Consider the following 20,171-nt stretch of genomic DNA (forward strand, 5'->3'; position numbering starts at 1 on the left):
GGCGCCGGGCAGTTTTTTATTGCGGCATGCGTTGACGCTGCGAAATTTTCTGTCTATCACTTCCGGCCATGAAAATGGCAACGGCTCTTATCGTGGTGGGAAAGCGCATGGGCAGGATGGTGTAACCATCCGGCGACAGCCACCCATGCGCTAGATGACAGGCTCCTCCGGGGCCTTTTTTTGTGCCCGAATTTCGGGCTTCCGGCCACAAACGCAAATCCCAGCATCAAACGGAACAGACAGATGAGCACGGACAATCAGGCGGCAGGCAATCGGATGACGGGGGCGGAGATCGTTCTCAAGGCGCTGAAGGACAATGGCGTCGAACATATCTTCGGCTATCCCGGCGGCGCGGTTCTGCCGATCTATGACGAGATCTTTCAGCAGGACGAGATCAAGCACATTCTCGTGCGCCACGAGCAGGGGGCAGGCCATGCGGCCGAAGGCTACGCCCGCTCCACCGGCAAGGTCGGCGTCATGCTGGTCACCTCGGGTCCGGGCGCCACCAATGCGGTGACGCCGCTGCAGGACGCGCTGATGGATTCGATCCCGCTCGTCTGCCTGAGCGGCCAGGTTCCCACTCCACTGATCGGCTCCGACGCCTTCCAGGAGTGCGATACGGTCGGGATCACCCGGCCCTGCACCAAGCACAACTGGCTGGTCAAGGATGTCAACCAACTCGCCGCCATCATTCATGAGGCCTTCCGCATCGCCCAGTCCGGTCGTCCGGGCCCCGTCGTCGTCGATATTCCGAAGGACGTGCAGTTTGCGACCGGCATGTATACGCCGCCCGCCGATTACGCGATCCAGAAGAGCTACCAGCCGAAGATCCAGGGCGATCTCAATCAGATCCATGCAGCAATCGAGATGATGGCGAATGCGCGCCGTCCGATCATCTATTCCGGCGGCGGCGTCGTCAATTCCGGCCCGGAAGCTTCCAAGCTGCTGCGCGAACTGGTCGAGCTCACCGATTTCCCGATCACCTCGACGCTGATGGGCCTCGGCGCCTATCCGGCTTCGGGCAAGAACTGGCTGAAGATGCTCGGCATGCACGGCTCCTACGAGGCGAACATGGCAATGCATGACTGCGACGTCATGGTTTGCATCGGCGCCCGCTTCGACGATCGTATCACCGGCCGCCTCAACGCCTTCTCGCCGAACTCGAAGAAGATCCATATCGATATCGATCCGTCCTCGATCAACAAGAACGTCCGCGTCGATATCGGCATTCGCGGCGATGTCGGCCATGTGCTGGAAGACATGGTCCGCCTGTGGCGGGCGCTGCCGAAAAAGCCGGAGAAAAACCGCCTCGCGGATTGGTGGAGCGATATCGCTCGCTGGCGGGCGCGCAACTCCTTCGCCTATACGAAGAACAACGACGTGATCATGCCGCAATATGCGCTGGAGCGCCTCTATGCCCATACCAAGGACCGCGACACCTACATCACGACCGAGGTCGGCCAGCATCAGATGTGGGCAGCGCAGTTCTTCGGCTTCGAGCAGCCGAACCGGTGGATGACTTCGGGCGGCCTCGGCACGATGGGCTACGGCCTGCCGGCGGCCCTCGGCGTCCAGATCGCCCATCCCGAAAGCCTCGTCATCGATATCGCGGGCGACGCCTCGATCCAGATGTGCATCCAGGAAATGTCGACGGCCATCCAGTATGATGCGCCGATCAAGATCTTCATCATGAACAACCAGTATATGGGCATGGTGCGCCAGTGGCAGCAGCTCTTGCACGGCAACCGCCTGTCGCACTCCTATACCGAGGCAATGCCGGATTTCGTCAAGCTGGCGGAAGCCTATGGCGCGGTCGGCCTGCGCTGCGACAAGCCGGATGAGCTCGACGACGCCATTGTCGAGATGATCGAGGTCAAGAAGCCCGTCATCTTCGATTGCCGCGTCGCCAACCTCGCCAACTGCTTCCCGATGATCCCCTCGGGCAAGGCCCATAATGAAATGCTGCTGCCCGACGAAGCCACGGATGAAGCGGTCGCCAATGCGATCGACGCCAAAGGCCGTCAGCTCGTATAACGACAAGGTAGGAACCCAGGACCATGAACGCACATCTTCAGCCCACCGGCTCTGCCTACTTCATCTCGCCGGAAACGACGGCAATCGAGAGCCATACGCTTTCGGTGCTCGTCGACAATGAACCGGGCGTCCTTGCCCGCGTCATCGGCCTGTTCTCCGGCCGCGGCTACAACATCGAAAGCCTCACAGTCTCGGAGACCGAGCATCAGGCGCATCTTTCCCGCATCACCATCGTCACGCGCGGCACGCCGCACGTGCTGGAGCAGATCAAGGCGCAGCTTGATCGCATCGTGCCGGTTCATCGCGTCGTCGATCTGACGGTGCGCGCCCGCGAACTTGGCCAGGAACGGCCGATCGAGCGTGAAGTGGCGCTGGTCAAGGTGATCGGCGAGGGCGAGACGCGCGCCGAGACGCTGCGCCTTGCCGATGCCTTTCATGCCAAGGTGGTGGACGCGACGATTGATCACTTCATTCTGGAGATCACCGGCAAGTCCTCGAAGATCGACCAGTTCATCGCGATCATGAAGCCGCTCGGCCTTATCGAAGTCTGCCGCACTGGCATCGCCGCGATGAACCGCGGCGCGCAGGGGATGTGAGGCACAAGCTTCATCCCTTCCTCGGCGTCAGCCTCGGCCATGCGTGCCAGCCAAGGGCTGGCAAGGGACGGAGACGACGCGGCAAAGCTCTTCTCCCGCTGGGAAGAAGGGGGAAGCGCGAGGTCGCGGCATATAGCTGGTAGGCGTGGAGCAGTTCGAGCCGCTGGAGATCAAAGCATCTCCAGCGGCTTTTTCCTTGCCGGCGGTGGGAAGGCGGCGTCGAGCGCCTGCCAGTCCTCGTCGGTGATGTCGAGCGAGACGCAGTCGCGGTTCTCAGCCACGCGATCGGCATTCGATGTCTTCGGGATGACGATGACGCCGTCGCGTTCGAGGAGGAAGGCGAGCGCCAGCTGGGCGGGCGTCGCCTGATAGGCCTTGGCGATGTGGATCAGTTCGGGATGGTGGAGGATGTGTCCCTGCTCGATCGGCGAATAGGCCATGACGGGAATGCCGCGGTTCTGGCACCAGGGCAGGAGATCATATTCGATGCCGCGGCGGGAGAGATTGTAGAGCACCTGGTTGGCCGCGACATTGGCGCCGTGGGGAACCCTGAGCAGTTCCTCCATGTCGTCGGTGTCGAAGTTGGAGACGCCCCAGGCGGCGATCTTGCCCGACGCTTTCAGCATTTCGAAGGCAGCGACGGTCTCGGCCAGCGGATAGTTGCCGCGCCAGTGCAGAAGGTAGAGATCGATCCGATCGGTGCCGAGTCGTTTCAGGCTATGCTCGCAGGCCTCGACCGTGCCTTTCAGGCTGGCATTCCAGGGATAGACCTTGCTGACGAGAAAGACTTCGTCGCGCCGTCCCCGGATCGCCTGGCCGACGATCTTCTCGGCGCCGCCGTCGCCATACATTTCGGCTGTGTCGATCAGCGTCATGCCGAGATCGATGCCGGCCTTGAGGCTTTCGATCTCGATTCTGGCATGACCGGCATCCTCGCCCATGGCCCAGGTTCCCTGGCCGAGCGCCGGCACTTCCGTGCCGTTCGGGAATTTGACGGAGGGGATGGGGTCGTCCTGCATGACTTTTTCCATTTTTCAGGAGATTGCGCAGCGTCCTTATCTTTCAACCAATCCTGTCACCATGACAATGATGTCATGGCGTCAAGAGTTTAGGGCAGTTATGCTGACCTAAATAAAGCAGGCTGCGGAAAAGAGCCGGCTTTGGGAGGTCGCATGCCGCTGGATACGTTTTTCGCCCTCGTTCTTTTTGCCTTCACGACGTCGATCACGCCGGGGCCGAACAATATGATGCTCTTTGCCTCGGGCGTGAATTTCGGCTTCCGCAGGACGATCCCGCATATGTTCGGCATCGGCGCCGGTTTCTTTTCGCTGCTGATCGGCGTCGGTCTCGGGCTCGGGGCGCTGCTGCACACGCTGCCGCTGGTCTATACGGTGCTGAAGTTCGCCGGCGGCGCCTATCTCGTCTGGATCGCCTGGAAGATCGCCTCCTCGCGTTCGCTGAGCGAAGGCAGCAACAGTGCCGCGCCGATGTCCTTCGTCTCGGCGGCGGCCTTCCAGTGGGTCAACCCGAAAGCCTGGGTTATGGCGGTCACGGCGATGGCGACCTACACCAATCCAGAACTTTATCTCGCCAGCGTGCTGATCGTCGGCCTGGCTTTCGCGGTGGTCAACGTGCCGAGCGTCTCGACCTGGGCGGGCTTCGGCTCGGCGCTGAGAGACTGGCTTTCCGATCCGGTGCGGCTGAAGTGGTTCAACATCACCATGGCGGTGCTTCTCGTGGCGAGCCTCTGGCCGATGCTAAAATAATGTGATCGACGGTTTCGTTAGCATCAGCCAGAAAATGCCGATGACGGCTGAGAAGGCCGGAAAGCCGAAAGCGAACCAGACGCGGTACAGCCTGAAATAGGCGGGCGGCAGGGCGCTCGCCGGTGCCGCCGCAGTGCGGGCGAGATCGCGCAGGCGAATCTGGATCCAGACGACCGGCAGCCAGAAGACGCCGGTGACGACGTAAAGCAGCAGCGACAGCGAAATCCAGCCTTCCGTCAGGTCCCAGCCGATCGATCGGGCGAGGAGATAACCGGTCACCGGCTGCAAGATTGCGGCCGTTGCGGTGAAGACCGTATCGGCGATGATGACGGTTCCGGCGACATGGGCGATCAGAACCGCGTCGCGCGTGCGATGCGCCATCACCATGAAGAAGGCGATGCCGACGCCGGTGCCGAAGAGCACGGTCGCGCCGATGACATGGGCAAGCAGCAGCAATTGCTCGAGCATCAGCGTTCATCCAGTGTGGCAAGCGCCGTCAGCGTCAGCACGATCGACGGCAGCACCTTGACGAGGGGCCCGAGCGGATCGAGCCAGAGCGCCGATTCAAGAAGCGTGCCACCGGTCAGATAGGCCAATGAGACGGCGAGCATGCCGAGAAGGGCGCGTTTGGCGAGCGGGCGAACAAGCACGGCGGCGCCGAGCGCCACGTCGACGAGGCAGGTCGCAAGCGTCAGCGCGGATGCCGCGGACTCCGGCATGAAGGGCAGGAAGTGGGCGGATGTTTTTTCCAGCGCCAGCAGCGGGATCAGGCCGGAGAGCAGCCAGAAGGCGGAGAGGCCAACGATGACGAGCGGTTTCAAGAGGTAGAGCCGAGCAAACCAGAGATCCTGCACCCCGGAGGGATTGGCCGAGAGCGTTGCCGCAGCGGATGTCGCGACGAGCCCTCTTTCTCTTTTCGCACTTCGTATGCCCTCCGACATAACGGTCATCGCCGTCGAACGCAGCGGCGAACGCCAGCCGAGCCGGCCTGCCATATCGGCAAGCCAGGTCACTGGTTTCGTAAGCCAGGGAGCGAGGGAAAGACGCGAGCGGGCGGCAGCCCGAGCCATTGCCGGTGTAGGCGCACGAGATCGGCAAGCGTCAGGGCTTCGTCGGCGGCAAGAACGATATCACCGCGGAGCTCACCTGCGACCGCCCAAGACACGGCTTGCGCTACATCATCCACCGACAGTGTTTCGACCGGGCTTTCGGCGTGGACAAGCGGCAGCGCCAGGGGAAAGGCGGCAAGCGCTCTCAGCAGCGACGAGCCGCCATGGGCATTGCGGCCGAGAACGAGGGCAGGGCGCAGGATGAGATGGGGCAGGTCGCTTGCTACCAGCGCCTCGTCGGCTAGGCGCTTGGTGGAAAGGAAGGGCAGATCGGCCGCCGCCCCGGTGGTCCGCGCCGATATCTGCACGATCAGAGGCCGCGACCGCTTGGCGGCGGCATAGAGCGCCAGCATCGCATCCGCCTGGGTCGCCGAGAGATCGTCCGAGAGCCCATCCTGCAGGGCGCCGGCGCAATTGACGATGGCATGCCGATCCTTGAGGAGATCCTCCCAGTCCTCAGGCTTCGTCATCTGGGCAAGATCGGCGCGCCGCCAGTCGATCGCCGGCTGTTTGAGTCGCGACTTCGCGGGATTGCGGCCAAGCCCGGTCACGGCATGGCCGTCCGCAACGAGCCGGGCCGCGACGACGGAGCCTAAGAAGCCGGTTGCGCCGAGAATCAGGATGTTCATGGCGGGAGATTAGCGGAAAAGTTTGATTGGGATAGAAGGGCTTGGCGGGGTTGTGGTGTATGGTAGAAAGAAGGGAGACGGTTTTACCGACCTGCTTTGAATTGGGGCGAGAGGTTGCCACGACTCCGCTTCTCCCCGGCGGGGAGAAGATGCCGGTAGGCAGATGAGGGGGTGAGCGGGAGCCGCGAATGCACGGAGCGCAAGCGAAGGGCAAATCATGAAGGGCGTGCCGTGCGGCCCCCCTCATCCGACCCTTCGGGCCACCTTCTCCCCGCTGGGGAGAAGAGGAGGAGCGTGCCACGCGCATTGAGGAAACAGGGCGGCCGATCGCCGTTCCGGGAGGATATTGCCGTGCACGACGACCACAATGACGATCACGACCATCACCACGATCATGCCCACGACAACCATTACTCCGACATGCAGGCCCGCGTCAAAGCGCTGGAGACGCTGCTGACGGAGAAGGGTTTGATCGATCCGGCGGCGATCGATGCGATTGTCGAGACTTATGAGACGAAGGTGGGGCCGAGGAACGGCGCGCATGTCGTGGCTAAAGCCTGGAGCGATCCTGATTTTGCCGACTGGCTGAAGCGCGATGCGACGGCGGCGATTGCGAGCCTCGGTTATACCGGCCGGCAGGGCGAGCATATGCGCGCAGTCTTCAACACTGTTGATACCCACAATCTCATCGTCTGCACGCTCTGCTCCTGTTATCCCTGGTCCGTGCTCGGCCTGCCGCCCGTCTGGTATAAGGCGCCGGCCTATCGTTCACGTGCCGTCATCGATCCGCGCGGCGTGCTTGCCGAATTCGGGCTGACGCTGCCGGCGGAGAAGAAGATCCGCGTCTGGGATTCGACGGCGGAGCTGCGTTATCTCGTGGTCCCCGAGCGGCCGGAGGGCACGGACGGAATGGACGACGTTGCACTTGCCGGTCTCGTCAGCCGCGACGCGATGATCGGTACGGCGGTGGCCGGCAGCCCGGAGGCGCTCGCATGAACGGACCGCACGATCTCGGCGGGCAGATGGGCTTCGGGCCTGTCGCGCCGGAAAAGGACGAGCCGTATTTCCATGCCGAATGGGAAAAGCGGGCGCTCGGCATCACCCTTTCCTGCGGCGCTTTCGGCGCCTGGACGATCGATGAAAGCCGGCATGCGCGCGAAAACATCCCGCCGGCCGATTACCTCGCCGCGAGCTATTACGAGATCTGGATCCGTGGCGTCGAGACGCTGCTTGCGCGGCACGGCTTTGCGACGCGCGAGGAACTGCTGTCCGGCCACAGGCTGCAGGAAGGTACCGCACCGAAGCGGGTGCTGAAGGCGGAGATGGTGCCGGCCGTGTTGGCAAGAGGCGGGCCTTGCGATCGTCCCGTCGAAACCGCGCCGCGCTTTGCCGTCGGCGAGACGGTGAGGACGAGGAATTTCAATCCGGCCACCCATACGCGGCTGCCGCGTTATGCGCGCGCCAAGACGGGCGTCGTCGAAGCGGTGCAAGGCTCCTTCGTCTTTCCCGACGACAATGCGCATGGCAAAGGCGAAAATCCGCAATGGCTCTACACCGTCGTCTTCGACGGCGGCGAGATCTGGGGCGAGGGGGCGGATCCGTCGCTGACGGTCTCGATCGATGCGTGGGAGAGCTATCTTGAGCGCGTGTGAAGTGCCCTCGCAGCTGGCGCAATCGCCAGGCCTGCCGAAGTCGCCGGAAGGCGCGCCGATCTTTCCCGAGCCCTGGGCGGCCGAAGCTTTCGCCATGACCGTGCATCTACATGAGAAGGGGCTGTTTGCCTGGAGCGAATGGGCGGAAACGCTTTCGCGGCAATTGCATCAGCCCGGCCGCGCCGACGACGGCAGCGATTATTTCGACTGCTGGGTGGCGGCCCTCTCCGAATTGCTGGTCAGCCGCGGCATAGCGGATGCCTCCGCCATTCTCGACCTGCAGCAAAGCTGGCAGCGGGCGGCCGAAGCGACGCCGCATGGGCAGCCGATCGAGCTCGCCAACGATCCGAAACGCTGATCCTCAAGAAGGGAACTGCCGGTAGCATTCCTCGGCGACGCCTCGCAGCGTCTCACGCGAGATTTCGCCGGTGACGGCGTAGCCGAGTTCGCCGTCGATCCAGTAGAAGGTTTCGAGATTGCCCGACGAGGCGAAGCGGAAGCTCGTCGTGCGGTTTTCCCTGTTGCGGCCGACAATGACCGTCAGGCGTTCGCCGGCCTGGTTCTCATACATGAACATCGCTCCCGGCCTGCCGTCGACCGGCAGCAGGCGGCCGCCGACCAGCTTAAAGCCGAGCGACTGCAGGTCGGGGATCTTCAAATTCTCGATTGCCAGCCGCTTTCCGAGCCAGGTGGCGAGATGAGCCTCCTCGTCGGCGAAGACCTCGACGGGGTGGCGAACCTCGGCGGCATAGACGGTGAAGGCGGTCGCGGCCTGTTTCGGCAGAGTCTCGGAGCCTGTAAGCTGCAGGTCCGGCTTCTGAAGAAGTGCGGGACCATAATGGCCGCTGACGGCGCCGAGCGCGAAGACGAGCAGGGCCGCGGCGGCGGCCATCCAGCGATTCGGCGCGGAGGGGGCCGCGCGTGGCGGGGCGACGAGTAGGGCATCGGTGTCCTTGGCCTTCTCATAGCCTGAAAACAGCGTCTTGATGCCGGTATTCTGCCCCTGCCATTCGGCGACCATCGCCGCCTCATCGGGATTGTCGGCAAGGAAGGCCTCGACGCGGGCGCGGGCCGTTTCCGCTAGCTGGCCATCGGCATAGGCGTGGAGATCGGCTTCGGTGACGATCGGGTTGGTCTCGTTCATTTCGGTCTCCGAAGCGTAATGACGTTATCGGCCTTCAGCCGCTCGGCGATGCGCTGGCGGGCGCGTGACAGGCGGGACATGACGGTGCCGATCGGGATTTCGAGCGCGGCGGCGACCTCGCTGTAGCTATATCCCTCGATGACGACGAGCATCAGCACGGCGCGGTATTCCTCCGAAAGGCTGTTCAGCGCATCGTCGAGCCGCGCGCGCTCCAGCGGATCGGCCGGCGGTTCGGGCGAGGCCATATCCTCCGCCGCGTCGAGTTCGACCATGCCGTCGCGCGCCCTGCCGCGCCGGCCGTTGCGATAGAGATTGGTCATGATCGTCAGGACCCAGCCGCGCAGATTGAGGCCGCGCCACTGGCCGCGGCGCGCCAGCACCTTCTCGACACAATCCTGGAGCAGATCCTCGCCATCGGCATCCGAGCGCGTCAGGCTGCGCGAATAGCGCCTCAGCGAGGGGAGGAGGGCCAGGACCTGGCCCTCGAAGCTTTCGGGTGCGGGTGTCTTCACGCCGGCTCTCTTTGTATCAGGCTCTGGCCATCAAGGCTTGGCAAGCTCCCAGTTGCCGCCAACGCCGTCGCCGGTAATGTCGCCCATCTTCTTGTCCTTGACCCAGAAATAGAGCGGCATGCCGTCCTTGGCCCATTGCTTCGTGCCATCCTTGCGATCGATGATCGAATATGCACCATCGGCCTTGGCATCGCCAGACGCCATCAGCGGCGGCCAGTTCTTGGCGCAATCGCCGTTGCAGTTGGAAACCCCCTTGGCGTCCTTCTTAAAGGTGTAGAGGGTCATGCCGTTTTCGCCGGCAAGAACCTTGCCCTTGGTGGACTCGACTGTCTTGACGGGAGCGGCGGCGAAAGCTGCGGTTGCGGCAAGGGCGCCAGCCGCCACGACGGACAGGAATTTCACGGATTTCATGATGTCTCTCCTCGGGTTGGGGCACGCAATTCTGCGATACCTTTGATGAGACACCGGAGCAGGCGGTTTTATTCCAGGCGGAGGAAAAAGGTCTGATGGCGGGCGCAGCAACATGCTGCTCTGGCGGTTCATTTACATCAGGCTTATTTGAGGATATTGTGTATCCTTAATCTATTCGCAAGCCCAGCCGCACGAGTCGTTGAATGATTTTGAAAAGCCAGGTCGAGTGGGCGCTTCATTGCTGTGCCATTCTCGCGGGCCTGCCCGAAGGCAGGTATCTCTCCACCAAGGCGCTCGCGGAGCTTCATGGTCTGCCGAAGGAATATCTCTCCAAGGCGCTGCAGAGCCTGTCGCAGGCGTCCCTCGTCGATACCACGCTCGGCCCGAGCGGCGGCTACAGGCTTGCCAGGGCCTCGTCCGAAATCAACTTCCTCGACATCGTCGAAGCGGTCGAGGGCAAGGCGCGCAGCTTCACCTGCACGAATATCCGCGAGAACAACCCGTGTCGGCCGGCCGGCTATTGCGACAGCAAGCCCTGCGCGGTCGCCCGTATCATGTGGGAAGCCGACGAGGCTTGGCAGGAGACGCTGAGGCGTGTGCGGCTTTCCGATCTCGTCGATAGCCTGTCGCAAGAGGTACCGCACGACATCTGGCAGAGCACGTTCCAATGGGTTCTCAAACGGGCCGGCTGATTATGCTCTGAAGATCGTCCTGATGGTTTTCAGGATGGCGTGCGCATTGCGCGCCTGTTCGGGCGGTAAAGCCGCGCCGTCACGAAAACGTTCGGCGCGGCCGGCGAGGTCTTCGGCGATTTCTTCGGCCAGCAGCGGGCGTTCGGCCAGCAGCGGCGCAAAGGCTTCCTGATCGATTTCATAGACCGTCACCGGTGTCAGCGCCTCCAAGGTGCAGACTTCCTGCATGCCGGCGAGCAGGCCGGTCTCGCCAAAAAAATCGCCGGGCGCCAGGCGCCCGCGCTCCTCGCCTCGATGCCGCGCGCCGATAACGCCGGCCCGCAGCATCATCAGCGAGGGCAGCATTTCGCCCTCCCGCACGATCACATCGCCCTTGCGAAACTCCCTGACGGAGGTGGTCTCGGCGAGCTTCTGCTTCTCATCGACCGTCAGGGCCGCAAAGATCGGAATGGCGTCGATCAGCGCAAGCGGCGTCACGCTCGGCGGCTGCGCGGTTTCTTCCGTCGGCAGGTTGGCAGTCAGAATCGACGCGGATGCAGGAACGGCCAGAAGCAGGCCTGCCGATTTGCAGTGGCGATAGACGCGATCGAGCACCTCGTTTCGTGCTGCCGCCCGCTGGCTCGGGCTCGTCACCCGAAACTGCAGCTCGACTTCGAGGGCGGTGGCATCGAGCCCTTTGAATGCGACGACCGGCGGCGGGTCGCGCACGATCGAATTGCAGCTCGCCAGCGCCGATACCATGACGTGGCGGATCGAGGATGGCATTCTCGTCGGCGCGATGCGGATGGCAAGAATGAGGAGGTGGGTCTCGTCCGGCCGGCTGACATTGGTCAGGGCGAGCTTGGCCAGAAAGCTGTTCGGCAGGACGACGACATTGTTTCCACCGGTCAGGATATGTGTGGCGCGCCAGTTGCTTTCGATGACGCGGCCCTCCGTGCCATCGCTCAAAAGGATCCAGTCGCCGATGACATAGGGCCGACCGAGCGTCAGCGCGATGCCGGAGAAGACGTCGGCGAGAGTGTTCTGCAGCGCCAGGCCGAGAATGATGGCGACCACCCCGGAGGTGGCGACGAGGGTTCCGATCGGTACGCCGAAGACGAAGGCCAGGATCGAGAGCGCCATGCCGATATAGACGACGCCGATGACGAGGTCCTGCAGCAGGCGCGCTTCTCGCGGGCTGCCCTCCAGCACCAGATAGAGCCTGATGAAGCCGATGACGGCCCATGCCAGGTGGACCCACCAGAGCGACTTCGCGAGAATGACAAGCAGGGCCTGCGGATCGCGGGAGTCGTAGCCCTGAAACCTGTGTGGCTCGATGCCACTGACGACGAGGATCACTGTCATCACGCCGAAGAACAGGATCTGCACCACCAGCCGCGTCGTCGGCCGCTGGCTGGAGAGGAAAAACCAGACGAGGATGCCGGCAAATCCGACTGTTATGAGCGATATCAACGGGTTGCCGAAGAGCGCGTCGTAAATCATCTCTCTGTCTCCGGATGGGCGGCGGCACATGATCCGGCATGACGGCCGCCCGCGCAAGCATAAGCGCTCGGCGCGGGCGGCCATCGGCCGATCGTCACTTCTTCAGCGGGAGTGTCAGCTCTTTCTGCTTGGTGTCGACGACGAAGATGGCGAGTAGGCGGGCGGGTTTCGTCTTGCTGCCATTGGCACTGACGCCATGGCGGTCGCCCGGCATTTCGGAGAAGCTCTCTCCGGCCTGATAGACCTTGACCGGGCCGTCATTAACCTGGCTGCGGATCGATCCTTCGAGCACGGTGGCATAGATGAAGGCCGTGTCGGGATGGGTGTGGCCTGCGGAAAAACCGCCCGGGCCGTATTCGACCAGCACGCCCTTGATGCTCTTGCCCGGCACGTTCGGAAGCTCGTGCTCATAGACGAGCGTGACTTTGGCGGCCTTGTTGGCGTCATCGGCGCTGGCGCCGGTGGCAGCCAGAAGAGCAAGGCCGGCGGCGAGGATTGTTTGTCTGATCATCAGAATCTCCATGGTTGGGAACGACGCGCCCGAGCGGCCGCGTCGGTAGGCCACGTCACCTGGGCTGAGCATGACGGATCTCCGTTCGCTGCCGGGATCCCGGCAGCGTCAAAGTTGAATCTTCCCAATGAATTGTGCGGTTTAGTTCAGGCCGGCCTTGTCGAGGCCATAGGCCTTGTCGGCTGAGCCGGGCACCGTCTTGAAGCCGACATTGACGCGGTTCCAGGCGTTGATCGCCATGACCACGAAGGTCAGGTCTGAGATTTCCTTTTCCGAAAGCTGGCCGCGAATCCGTTCATAGATCTCATCGGAAATGCCGCCTTCCGGCAGCTTCGTCAGGGCTTCGGTCCACGCAAGGGCGGCGCGCTCGCGGGGAACGAACAGGTTCGATTCCCGCCAGATGGCGACGTGATGGAGCCGCAATTCGCTCTCGCCGAAGATTTTTGCCTGCTTCACATGCATGTCGAGGCAAAAGCCGCATCCGTTGATCTGCGAAGCGCGAATCTCGATGAGGGCCTGAAGCTTTTCGTCGATCACGCTGCTCTTCAGCGCCATGCTGAATTCCATGAATTTCTTGAAGAGCTCGGGGGACTGCTGGGCGTAATTCAGTCGCTGGGTCATAACTTTCTCCTTCAATTAAGGACACTTTATATCCTTATGGATAAAAGATATCCGTAATTGCTGGACTGTAAAGCCGTTCTCGCTTAGTCTCACCGCATAAAGCCTATGCGCAAAAGTATGAGGGGGCAGGGATGGATATTGTTTCGGCATTGCGAACCTTCCAACGCGTCGTCGAGACGGGGTCCTTCTCGGCGGCGGCGCACGATCTCGACGTGACGCAGCCGGCGGTCTCGCGGCAGGTCGCAGCGCTGGAAGGCCATTTCAACACGCGCCTCCTGCACCGCACGACGAGCGGCCTGTCGCTGACGGCGGAAGGGGAGCGCATGTTGCCGATGGCGCTCAGGATACTCGAAGCGGTGGAGGAGCTCGGCGATGCGGCCGGCTCTGAGGGCGCCATGGCTTCCGGGAAGGTCAGGCTCAGCGTTCCCGCGCCGCTCGGCCTCCATCTCAGCGAGCGACTCGGCGATTTACTTGCCGCCCACCCGAAACTCTCGGTCGAGCTGCTCTTCAGGGAGGAGAGTTCCGACATGATCGAAGAGCGCCTGGACCTTGAAGTGCGCCTCGGCCCGGTCGCCGACAGCAGCCTCGTCTGCCGGCGGATCGGCTGGACGACGGCCTTCCTCGTCGCGTCTCCCGCCTATCTCGCGCGCAAGGCGGCTCCGCGTACGCCGCGGGACATCAAGGATCACGAATGCCTGTGGTACACCAGGGCAGGCGAGGCCAACAGCTGGTCTTTCTCGAACGGCTCGGAAGACATATCGGTCCGGATCTCGCCGCGGCTGACCGCCTGCAATGCCGTCGCCATTCACCGGGCGGCCCTTGCCGGAGCGGGACTCGCAGTGCTCTCGCACATCATCGCGACGCCCGATATCGCTGCCGGCCGGCTGGTTCCGGTCATGAAGGATTTCCAGCCGAGCCGGCTGCCGGTGACCGTCGTCTATCCCTCGCGGCGCAACATGCCGCTGCGCGTCAAGACGGTTCTGGATTTTCTCATCGGCGCCATGACGCAAGACCCGTCGATGTGTACGAGCGGCATGGAGCGGCCGTGGGAGGGATGATCGCCCGGCCTAAGCGATTTGCCGTTTTCCGCCTTGCCTAAATCAGGCGAATCCTGCCAAGTCCTGCGATCATGCAATTTGCGCCGCAACAAGATGAAGCCCTGAAGGCCGTTTCGAAATGGCTGAACGAAGGGCGCTCGCCGCTCTTTCGCCTGTTCGGCTATGCCGGAACGGGCAAGACGACGCTTGCCCGGCATTTCGCCGAGAATGTCGACGGCGATGTCCTGTTTGCCGCCTTTACCGGCAAGGCCGCGCAGGTGCTGCGCTCGCGCGGCGCCTCCAACGCCAAGACGATCCATTCGCTGATCTACCGCCCGCGCGGCGAAGAAGCGGTGGAGGATGAGGAGACCGGCAAGACTTCGATCGCGCCGATGTTTTCGATCAACCGGCAAAGCCCGGTCGCGAAAGCCGCGCTGATCATCGTCGACGAATGCTCGATGGTCGACGAGGCGCTCGGCAAGGACCTGATGAGCTTCGGCACGCCGATCCTGGTGCTCGGCGATCCCGGCCAGCTGCCGCCGGTCTCGGGCGGCGGTTACTTCACCAATCAGGAGCCGGATTACCTCCTGACCGATATCCACCGCCAGGCGCGCGACAATCCGATCATCAAGCTCGCCATGCAGGTGCGCGAAGGCAATGAGGTGATGTACGGCGACTACGGCACCGCCAAGGTGATCTCGAAGAACGAGGTGACGCAGCAGCTGGTGCTCGATGCCGACCAGGTGCTCGTTGGCACCAACAGGACGCGGCGGCGCTACAATCAGCGTCTGCGCGAGCTGAAGGGTTTTAACGCCGATTATCCGCAGACCGGCGACAAGCTCGTCTGCCTCCGGAACGACCCGGCCAAGGGCCTGCTGAACGGCTCGCTCTGGCAGGTGATGACCTCGTCGAAGGAAACGACGAAGCCCGGCATCAACCTCCTCGTCCGCCCCGAAGACGACGACATGGATCGGGGAGCGGCCAAGATCAAGCTTCTGAAGCAGGCCTTCGAGGATGTCGAAGGCGAGATCCCGTGGAACACCCGCAAGCGTTATGACGAGTTCGACTACGGCTACGCCCTGACCGTTCACAAGGCGCAGGGCTCGCAGTGGAACGACGTCGTGCTCTTCGACGAGAGCTGGGCCTTTCGCGATACGCGCGAGCGTTGGCTTTATACCGCGATCACGCGCGCGGCGGAGACGCTGACGATCGTTCGCTGAACCCGGTTTCGGCGGGGAAGGGGACGGTGGCGGCCGTCGCCTGGCAGGCGTCAGGCTTGCACGATCCCGAGCAGGACAGCCTTGGCGATCGCTTGAAAGCGGTTGTTGGCGCGGAACTTCAGGATGATTCCGGCTTCGAGATCCCTCGTCTCGTCGTGTTTCAGATCGAGCGCTCGAGCGATGCGCTGGGTGGAATAGCCTTCCGCCATCAGTTCCAGGCAACGTCTTTCCTGCGAGGTCAGACTGGAGTTATCCTGGTTGTCGTTGAGCGGCTGCGTCTCGACGCTGCCGTCGTAATCGAGAAGATCGCCGACCTGCTGGAGCTGGCGGTGCAGCGTCGACATCTCCGCCGTCAGTTCGCGCCGGCGCACCTGGAGGGCCTCGCGGAACATTGCCTCGGCTCTTTCCTGCGAATCGGCTTTGCAGAGCTCGTCCATCAATTCCTGGATCACGGCAATCGGCATGCCCGTCTCGCGGCAGACGGTGATGACAGCCATGCGCATCACGTCGTCCTGGCCGTAGACCCGCATCAGGCCGATGCGGCTGGCCGAAATCAATCCCTTCTCTTCGTAGAAATGCAGCGTCCTGTGCGTAACGCCGAATGCGTTGGCCATATCGGCAATGGGCACCGGACCCTCCGGCAGATCCGGCGGCAGCGCGGCCGAAGGCAGGAACCGGTATTTCGACCGGGCCTCCGAAGCGAAACCGGCGGCAGCAAACAGGCGTTTGGAACCGTCTGGCATGAACCCTCCTAGGGCACCTTGTTGCACCTCATGCGGATTTGCCAGTTGCTTCCCGGGCGCGGCGAGTGGGGTTTCCTCTAGGCGGTCTTTTCGGTGGGAAAGAAGCAGTACGCGGCCTACGTTTACGCGACACGATGTCCACGTTATGCGTGAACGATCTATTTTAGAAGTGCTAAAAATAATCTCTTTGAAATGGGATAGCAACGGAAAGGCATATTTTGCCGGCATGCCTTCTGTGCTGCAGCATAACATGTGCTGCGCCGCCGCATTAGGCGAACGTCTTCGAAGGCGACGGGAACTACTGTTTGCGGTACGCCTGCCGCCGAAGTCTGGCTGAAATGCTTGGATTTCATCAACGATCGGCATCGGATGCATCTGCGAATCTCGTTGGCCATTGGAGGGCTCTTGGCTTAAAAGCAGGGCCTCCCGTTTCCGTGACCGATGGATGCCAGCCATGCCCGCCAAGCTCTCCGTGAACCTCAATGCCGTCGCCATGCTGCGCAACCGGCGCGATTTGCCGTGGCCGTGCGTCGAATCGCTCGGGCGAATCGCCCTTGCCGCAGGCGCCAGCGGCCTGACCGTGCATCCGCGCCCCGACCAGCGTCACATCCGCTTTTCCGACCTGCCGGTCATCCGCAACCTGATCGACGACGAATTTCCGAATGCCGAGTTCAACATCGAAGGTTATCCGACTGCGGAGTTCCTCGATCTCTGCGCCGGCGCGGCCCCAGAGCAGGTGACGCTGGTGCCCGACGACCCGTCGCAGGCAACCTCCGACCACGGCTGGGATTTCCGCAAGCACCAGGCGTTCCTGACCGATGTCGTCGCGCGGCTGAAGACGATGGGATGCCGGGTGTCGCTGTTTGCCGACGGCGACGGTGATGCCCAGGCGGTCGAGATCGCCAAGGCAGTGGGCGCCGATCGGATCGAGCTTTACACCGGCCCCTATGGCGGCTGCTACGACGCGCCGGAACGGGCAGCGCCGATCCTCGAAGCGCTCGGGAAGACCGCGGATGCAGCGCTCGCCATCGGCCTAGCCGTCAATGCCGGGCACGATCTAACCGTTGCCAACCTGCCGGCGTTGGTGAAGCGCATTCCAGCGCTTGCCGAAGTCTCGATCGGCCACGGGCTGACGGCTGATGCGCTGGAATATGGCATGGCCGAGACGGTTCGCCGGTTCTGCCGGGCGTGTGGGCAGAAGGTTTAAGGACGCAATTGGTCGTCAAGGGGGGTGACCTAACACGGCTCCCAATTGAGTTAGTGCCCGCCAGTTCCAGCCGACGTTAAAGCGGCCCTGTGCGCCACGAAGAACTCCTTCAGCGGCTGCGGCTGCCTGCCAGTCAGCTTGGTGAAGTCTTCGGTGACGATGTCGAAATTGCCGGCGCGGATGTTGGCGTCGGCGGAGACCAGCATGTCGGCGACGAAGCCGGGGAGGCCGGCGCCGCGCATGCCCTGGCCAAGCTGTTCGTCATTGACGTCGGCCACTTCGAGTGGCTTGCCTGATGCTTCGGAGACGATGGCCGCGATCTCGCGGTTGTTCAGCGACACCGCGCCGGTCAGCGTGTAGGTGGCGCTCTCGGATGTGCCGGCGGCGAGCGCTGCGGCAATCGCCAGGGCGCAGTCGTCGCGCGAGATGGTCGCGACCTTGCCGGCGCCGGTGGCGCTGTACCATTTGCCGCCCTGCAGGTTGTGCGGCATGCCATGCAGATAATTGTCGTGATACCAGGCGTCGCGGATGATCGTGTAGACGATGCCGCTCGCCTTGATGGCGTTTTCAGTGCCGAGATGGTCAGGCGCGAAGGTGACCAGCGAATTGTCCGGCGCCGGCATCGAGGTGTAGGCGATATGCTTGACGTCAGCCTTGGCGGCAGCGGCAACGGCGGCCTTGTGCTGGGCGAGGCGCTTGCCGGGGGTATCGAGCGCATCGGTGCTGATGATCAGCAGGCGGTCGATGCCGGCGAAAGCCTGCTCCAGGCCGGCCGCGTCATCGAAATCGGCCTTGCAGGTGAGAACGCCCTTGCTTGCGAACTCGGCGAGTTTTTCCGGGCTGCGTGTCGCCGCGACGATTTTGCCGGGGGCGACCTTGTAGGTCTCGATAAGGTGATGGATGACACGCTGGCCGAGCTGCCCGGCAGCGCCGGTGACCAGGATGGTTTCGCTCATGGATCGTTCCTTCTGCGTCGTGCAAGGTGGTCTCAAAAAGAGACTAACGCTAGAATAGGAATTGACTTCACCGTGTAAAGGAGGCAGCTTTTCGGCTGTAAGTTACCAAAAGGGAACCGAGAGATGAGCGGCGCAGTCCTCAGTCTGAAAAACAGGATGCCGGGGGCGCGGCGCGAGATCGACCTTGCTGGCCTCGATTTTTCCAATTGTCCGGTCCGGGACATGATGCAGCAGATCGGCGGCAAATGGTCGACGCTGCTGCTCGAGGTGCTGGCGGCCGAGCCGCGCCGCTTCGGAGAACTCAGGCGGATGCTTCCCGATATTTCGCAGCGCATGCTGACGCAGACGCTGCGTGATCTGCAGAGGGACGGTTATATCGCCCGCGAGGTCTTCCCGACCAAGCCGCCGAGCGTCGAATATTCGATGACCGATCTCGGCCGTTCGCTCTATCAGCCGCTGTCGCAGCTGTTGAACTGGGCGGAAGCGAACCATGATGCGGTACGCGCCGCCCGTTCGCGTTTCGATTCCGGCGAAGGCTAAGCTTACCTGCTGCGCCCTTCCGTCAGGAACAGCAGGAAGGCGAGCGCCGGGAAGGCGAAGCCGATCCAGGCGGTCATCGACCAGCCGCCGGTGGCATAGGCCCAGCCGCCGAGTCCCGAGCCGATCGCGCCACCGGTAAAGAAGGTGGCCATGAAGAGGCCGTTCAAGCGGCTGCGATGTTCCGGGTTTAGGCCATAGATGGCGCGCTGGCCGCAGACGAGATTGGTGGTGACGCCGAAATCGAGCATGATCGCCGCCACCGTCAGCAGGATCAGGGCGGTGAGCGAGCCGTCGGCGGCGAAATGGCTAATCAGGAAGGACGCCATGCCGAGCAGCATGGCGATCGTCGAGGCGACCTTCGTCATGCCGCGGTCGGCAAGCCGGCCGGCAATCGGCGAGGCGATGGCGCCTGAAGCACCGGCAAGTGCGAAGAGGGCGATACCGTTCTGCGTCAGGCCGAAGGCCGGGCTTGCAAGCAGCAGCGGCGTCGTCGTCCAGAACAGGCTGAAGGCGCCGAACATGCCGGCCTGGTAGAGGGCGCGGCGCTGCAGCACGCGCGAGGTCAATGCCAGATGCGCCATGGAGGCAAGCAGCTCGCCGTAGCCGAGCTTCGTCTTCGGCACGCGGACCGGCAGGTTGGCGCGCAGGACGATGGCGAGCACGATCATCAATGCCGCAGTGATGTAGTAGACCATGTGCCAGGACGACGCCTCGGCGAGAAAGCTCGCGAAGGGGCGGGCGAGCATGATGCCGCAGAGCAGGCCGCTCATGACGTTGCCGACGACCTGGCCGCGCGTCGCATCCGGCGCCATGTTGGCGGCGAAGGGCACGAGCACCTGGACGGCGACCGAGGCAAGGCCGATCGACAGCGAGGCGGTGAGGAACATGGCCGGCGTCGAAGACAGCGCAGCGCCGATCAGGGCGAACGCGGAGACGGAAATCAGCAGCAGCACCAGGCGGCGATTTTCGGTGAGGTCGCCGAGCGGCACGATCAGCAGCAGGCCGAGGCCATAACCGATCTGCGTCAGCGTGACGATCAGGCCGGTGGCGGCCGGCGTGAAGCCGAGATCAGCGCTGATCGGGCCGGCCAGCGGCTGGCCATAATAGAGATTGGCGGCCACCAGCCCGCAGGCGGCGGCGAACAGGAAGGTGAGCCAGGGGGATAGCGCTCGGGGAATGGCATTATCCGGCGTAGTGGCTGAAATGCTCATCAGAAACTCCGGTATGATTGAAAGGATTTGTCGCAAATCGTCTTGCCGCCGGCCACCTGTTTCCTGCAGCGGCGTGGTGGAGTGCGTGACTCCGGGAG

The 20,171-nt window shown here is 63.0% G+C and carries 22 protein-coding genes and 1 pseudogene; 11 read left to right on the top strand and 12 right to left on the bottom strand.

Annotated features, from left to right (window positions below; all coding sequences use genetic code 11):
* The first annotated feature begins 243 nt into the window (after nt 1-243).
* Together EFD56_RS23425 and ilvN are read left to right on the top strand one after the other, a co-directional pair.
* Nucleotides 244-2,034, top strand: coding sequence for an acetolactate synthase 3 large subunit (locus EFD56_RS23425; RefSeq protein ID WP_126906410.1), 1,791 nt, complete (start codon nt 244-246; stop codon nt 2,032-2,034).
* Nucleotides 2,035-2,057: 23 nt separating this feature from the next.
* The gene (gene ilvN / locus EFD56_RS23430) at nt 2,058-2,630 is read left to right on the top strand and encodes an acetolactate synthase small subunit (protein WP_004677216.1); all 573 of its coding nucleotides are present in this window, start codon (nt 2,058-2,060) and stop codon (nt 2,628-2,630) included.
* Between the two features lie 170 nt (nt 2,631-2,800).
* Here the strand turns inward: ilvN and EFD56_RS23435 are convergent, their stop codons facing one another.
* Entirely contained in the window at nt 2,801-3,649 is an 849-nt protein-coding gene (locus EFD56_RS23435) for an aldo/keto reductase (protein WP_126906411.1), read from the bottom strand.
* Nucleotides 3,650-3,802: 153 nt separating this feature from the next.
* On the opposite strand from EFD56_RS23435, the gene EFD56_RS23440 reads away from it, so the two are divergent.
* Complete coding sequence (locus tag EFD56_RS23440; RefSeq protein ID WP_064827984.1) at nt 3,803-4,396, top strand: LysE family translocator; 594 nt, start codon at nt 3,803-3,805, stop codon at nt 4,394-4,396.
* Here EFD56_RS23440 and EFD56_RS23445 read toward each other — a convergent pair.
* Entirely contained in the window at nt 4,388-4,864 is a 477-nt protein-coding gene (locus EFD56_RS23445; RefSeq protein ID WP_085742863.1) for a DUF2269 family protein, read from the bottom strand. The genes EFD56_RS23440 and EFD56_RS23445 overlap by 9 nt on opposite strands.
* A pseudogene (locus EFD56_RS23450) lies at nt 4,864-6,134 on the bottom strand (SDR family oxidoreductase). Before EFD56_RS23450 ends, EFD56_RS23445 begins: the two are co-directional and overlap by 1 nt.
* A 420-nt stretch (nt 6,135-6,554) precedes the next feature.
* On the opposite strand from EFD56_RS23450, the gene nthA reads away from it, so the two are divergent.
* From nthA to EFD56_RS23465, 3 genes are read left to right on the top strand one after another with little or no spacing between them, the layout of a single operon-like run.
* Nucleotides 6,555-7,130, top strand: a complete 576-nt coding sequence (nthA, locus tag EFD56_RS23455) for a nitrile hydratase subunit alpha (RefSeq protein WP_225881630.1) — start codon at nt 6,555-6,557, stop codon at nt 7,128-7,130.
* A complete protein-coding gene (nthB, locus tag EFD56_RS23460; protein ID WP_004674779.1) occupies nt 7,127-7,786 on the top strand; it encodes a nitrile hydratase subunit beta in 660 nt (219 codons plus the stop codon). The genes nthA and nthB overlap by 4 nt, the downstream gene beginning before the upstream one ends.
* Complete coding sequence (locus tag EFD56_RS23465) at nt 7,773-8,144, top strand: nitrile hydratase accessory protein (protein ID WP_126906412.1); 372 nt, start codon at nt 7,773-7,775, stop codon at nt 8,142-8,144. The genes nthB and EFD56_RS23465 overlap by 14 nt, the downstream gene beginning before the upstream one ends.
* Nucleotides 8,145-8,147: 3 nt before the next feature.
* On the opposite strand, the gene EFD56_RS23470 is transcribed toward EFD56_RS23465, so the two are convergent.
* From EFD56_RS23470 to EFD56_RS23480, 3 genes are read right to left on the bottom strand one after another with little or no spacing between them, the layout of a single operon-like run.
* Complete coding sequence (locus tag EFD56_RS23470; RefSeq protein ID WP_126906413.1) at nt 8,148-8,930, bottom strand: anti-sigma factor family protein; 783 nt, start codon at nt 8,928-8,930, stop codon at nt 8,148-8,150.
* A complete protein-coding gene (locus EFD56_RS23475; RefSeq protein ID WP_010025744.1) occupies nt 8,927-9,442 on the bottom strand; it encodes an RNA polymerase sigma factor in 516 nt (171 codons plus the stop codon). Before EFD56_RS23475 ends, EFD56_RS23470 begins: the two co-directional genes overlap by 4 nt.
* Nucleotides 9,443-9,472: 30 nt before the next feature.
* Nucleotides 9,473-9,853 carry a COG4315 family predicted lipoprotein gene (locus EFD56_RS23480; RefSeq protein ID WP_004674773.1) on the bottom strand — a complete coding sequence of 127 codons (381 nt, stop codon included), beginning with the start codon at nt 9,851-9,853 and terminating at the stop codon, nt 9,473-9,475.
* A 203-nt stretch (nt 9,854-10,056) separates the two neighbouring features.
* Here EFD56_RS23480 and EFD56_RS23485 point away from each other — a divergent pair, with 203 nt between their 5' ends.
* The gene (locus EFD56_RS23485) at nt 10,057-10,545 is read left to right on the top strand and encodes an RrF2 family transcriptional regulator (RefSeq protein ID WP_126906414.1); all 489 of its coding nucleotides are present in this window, start codon (nt 10,057-10,059) and stop codon (nt 10,543-10,545) included.
* Here the strand turns inward: EFD56_RS23485 and EFD56_RS23490 are convergent, their stop codons facing one another.
* The 3 genes from EFD56_RS23490 to EFD56_RS23500 all read right to left on the bottom strand — a co-directional run bounded on the left by EFD56_RS23490 (nt 10,546) and on the right by EFD56_RS23500 (nt 13,159).
* The gene (locus EFD56_RS23490) at nt 10,546-12,027 is read right to left on the bottom strand and encodes a mechanosensitive ion channel family protein (protein ID WP_126906415.1); all 1,482 of its coding nucleotides are present in this window, start codon (nt 12,025-12,027) and stop codon (nt 10,546-10,548) included. It lies immediately after the preceding gene.
* 94 nt (nt 12,028-12,121) lie between these two features.
* Entirely contained in the window at nt 12,122-12,538 is a 417-nt protein-coding gene (locus tag EFD56_RS23495; protein WP_085743665.1) for a cupin domain-containing protein, read from the bottom strand.
* Between the two features lie 141 nt (nt 12,539-12,679).
* Complete coding sequence (locus EFD56_RS23500) at nt 12,680-13,159, bottom strand: carboxymuconolactone decarboxylase family protein (protein ID WP_004674765.1); 480 nt, start codon at nt 13,157-13,159, stop codon at nt 12,680-12,682.
* A gap of 131 nt (nt 13,160-13,290) precedes the next feature.
* Between EFD56_RS23500 and EFD56_RS23505 the strand changes: the two genes are divergently transcribed.
* The gene (locus EFD56_RS23505) at nt 13,291-14,217 is read left to right on the top strand and encodes a LysR family transcriptional regulator (protein ID WP_126906416.1); all 927 of its coding nucleotides are present in this window, start codon (nt 13,291-13,293) and stop codon (nt 14,215-14,217) included.
* 71 nt (nt 14,218-14,288) lie between these two features.
* On the top strand, nt 14,289-15,416 hold the full coding sequence (locus tag EFD56_RS23510) for an ATP-dependent DNA helicase (RefSeq protein ID WP_039620823.1): 1,128 nt from the start codon (nt 14,289-14,291) through the stop codon (nt 15,414-15,416).
* 50 nt (nt 15,417-15,466) lie between these two features.
* Here the strand turns inward: EFD56_RS23510 and EFD56_RS23515 are convergent, their stop codons facing one another.
* The gene (locus EFD56_RS23515) at nt 15,467-16,159 is read right to left on the bottom strand and encodes a MerR family transcriptional regulator (protein WP_126906417.1); all 693 of its coding nucleotides are present in this window, start codon (nt 16,157-16,159) and stop codon (nt 15,467-15,469) included.
* Nucleotides 16,160-16,613: 454 nt separating this feature from the next.
* Here EFD56_RS23515 and EFD56_RS23520 point away from each other — a divergent pair, with 454 nt between their 5' ends.
* Nucleotides 16,614-17,366 carry a pyridoxine 5'-phosphate synthase gene (locus EFD56_RS23520; protein ID WP_126906418.1) on the top strand — a complete coding sequence of 251 codons (753 nt, stop codon included), beginning with the start codon at nt 16,614-16,616 and terminating at the stop codon, nt 17,364-17,366.
* Between the two features lie 50 nt (nt 17,367-17,416).
* On the opposite strand, the gene EFD56_RS23525 is transcribed toward EFD56_RS23520, so the two are convergent.
* The gene (locus EFD56_RS23525; protein WP_126906419.1) at nt 17,417-18,322 is read right to left on the bottom strand and encodes an SDR family oxidoreductase; all 906 of its coding nucleotides are present in this window, start codon (nt 18,320-18,322) and stop codon (nt 17,417-17,419) included.
* A 123-nt stretch (nt 18,323-18,445) separates the two neighbouring features.
* Here EFD56_RS23525 and EFD56_RS23530 point away from each other — a divergent pair, with 123 nt between their 5' ends.
* Nucleotides 18,446-18,862, top strand: coding sequence for a winged helix-turn-helix transcriptional regulator (locus EFD56_RS23530; RefSeq protein ID WP_064827970.1), 417 nt, complete (start codon nt 18,446-18,448; stop codon nt 18,860-18,862).
* A 2-nt stretch (nt 18,863-18,864) separates the two neighbouring features.
* Here the strand turns inward: EFD56_RS23530 and EFD56_RS23535 are convergent, their stop codons facing one another.
* Nucleotides 18,865-20,073 (bottom strand): MFS transporter, encoded by a 1,209-nt coding sequence (locus EFD56_RS23535; protein WP_004674752.1) that lies wholly within the window; start codon nt 20,071-20,073, stop codon nt 18,865-18,867.
* Nucleotides 20,074-20,171: the final 98 nt, after the last annotated feature.

The organism is Rhizobium phaseoli (assembly GCF_003985125.1).
In the GTDB taxonomy this organism is placed as follows: Bacteria; Pseudomonadota; Alphaproteobacteria; order Rhizobiales; family Rhizobiaceae; genus Rhizobium; species Rhizobium phaseoli.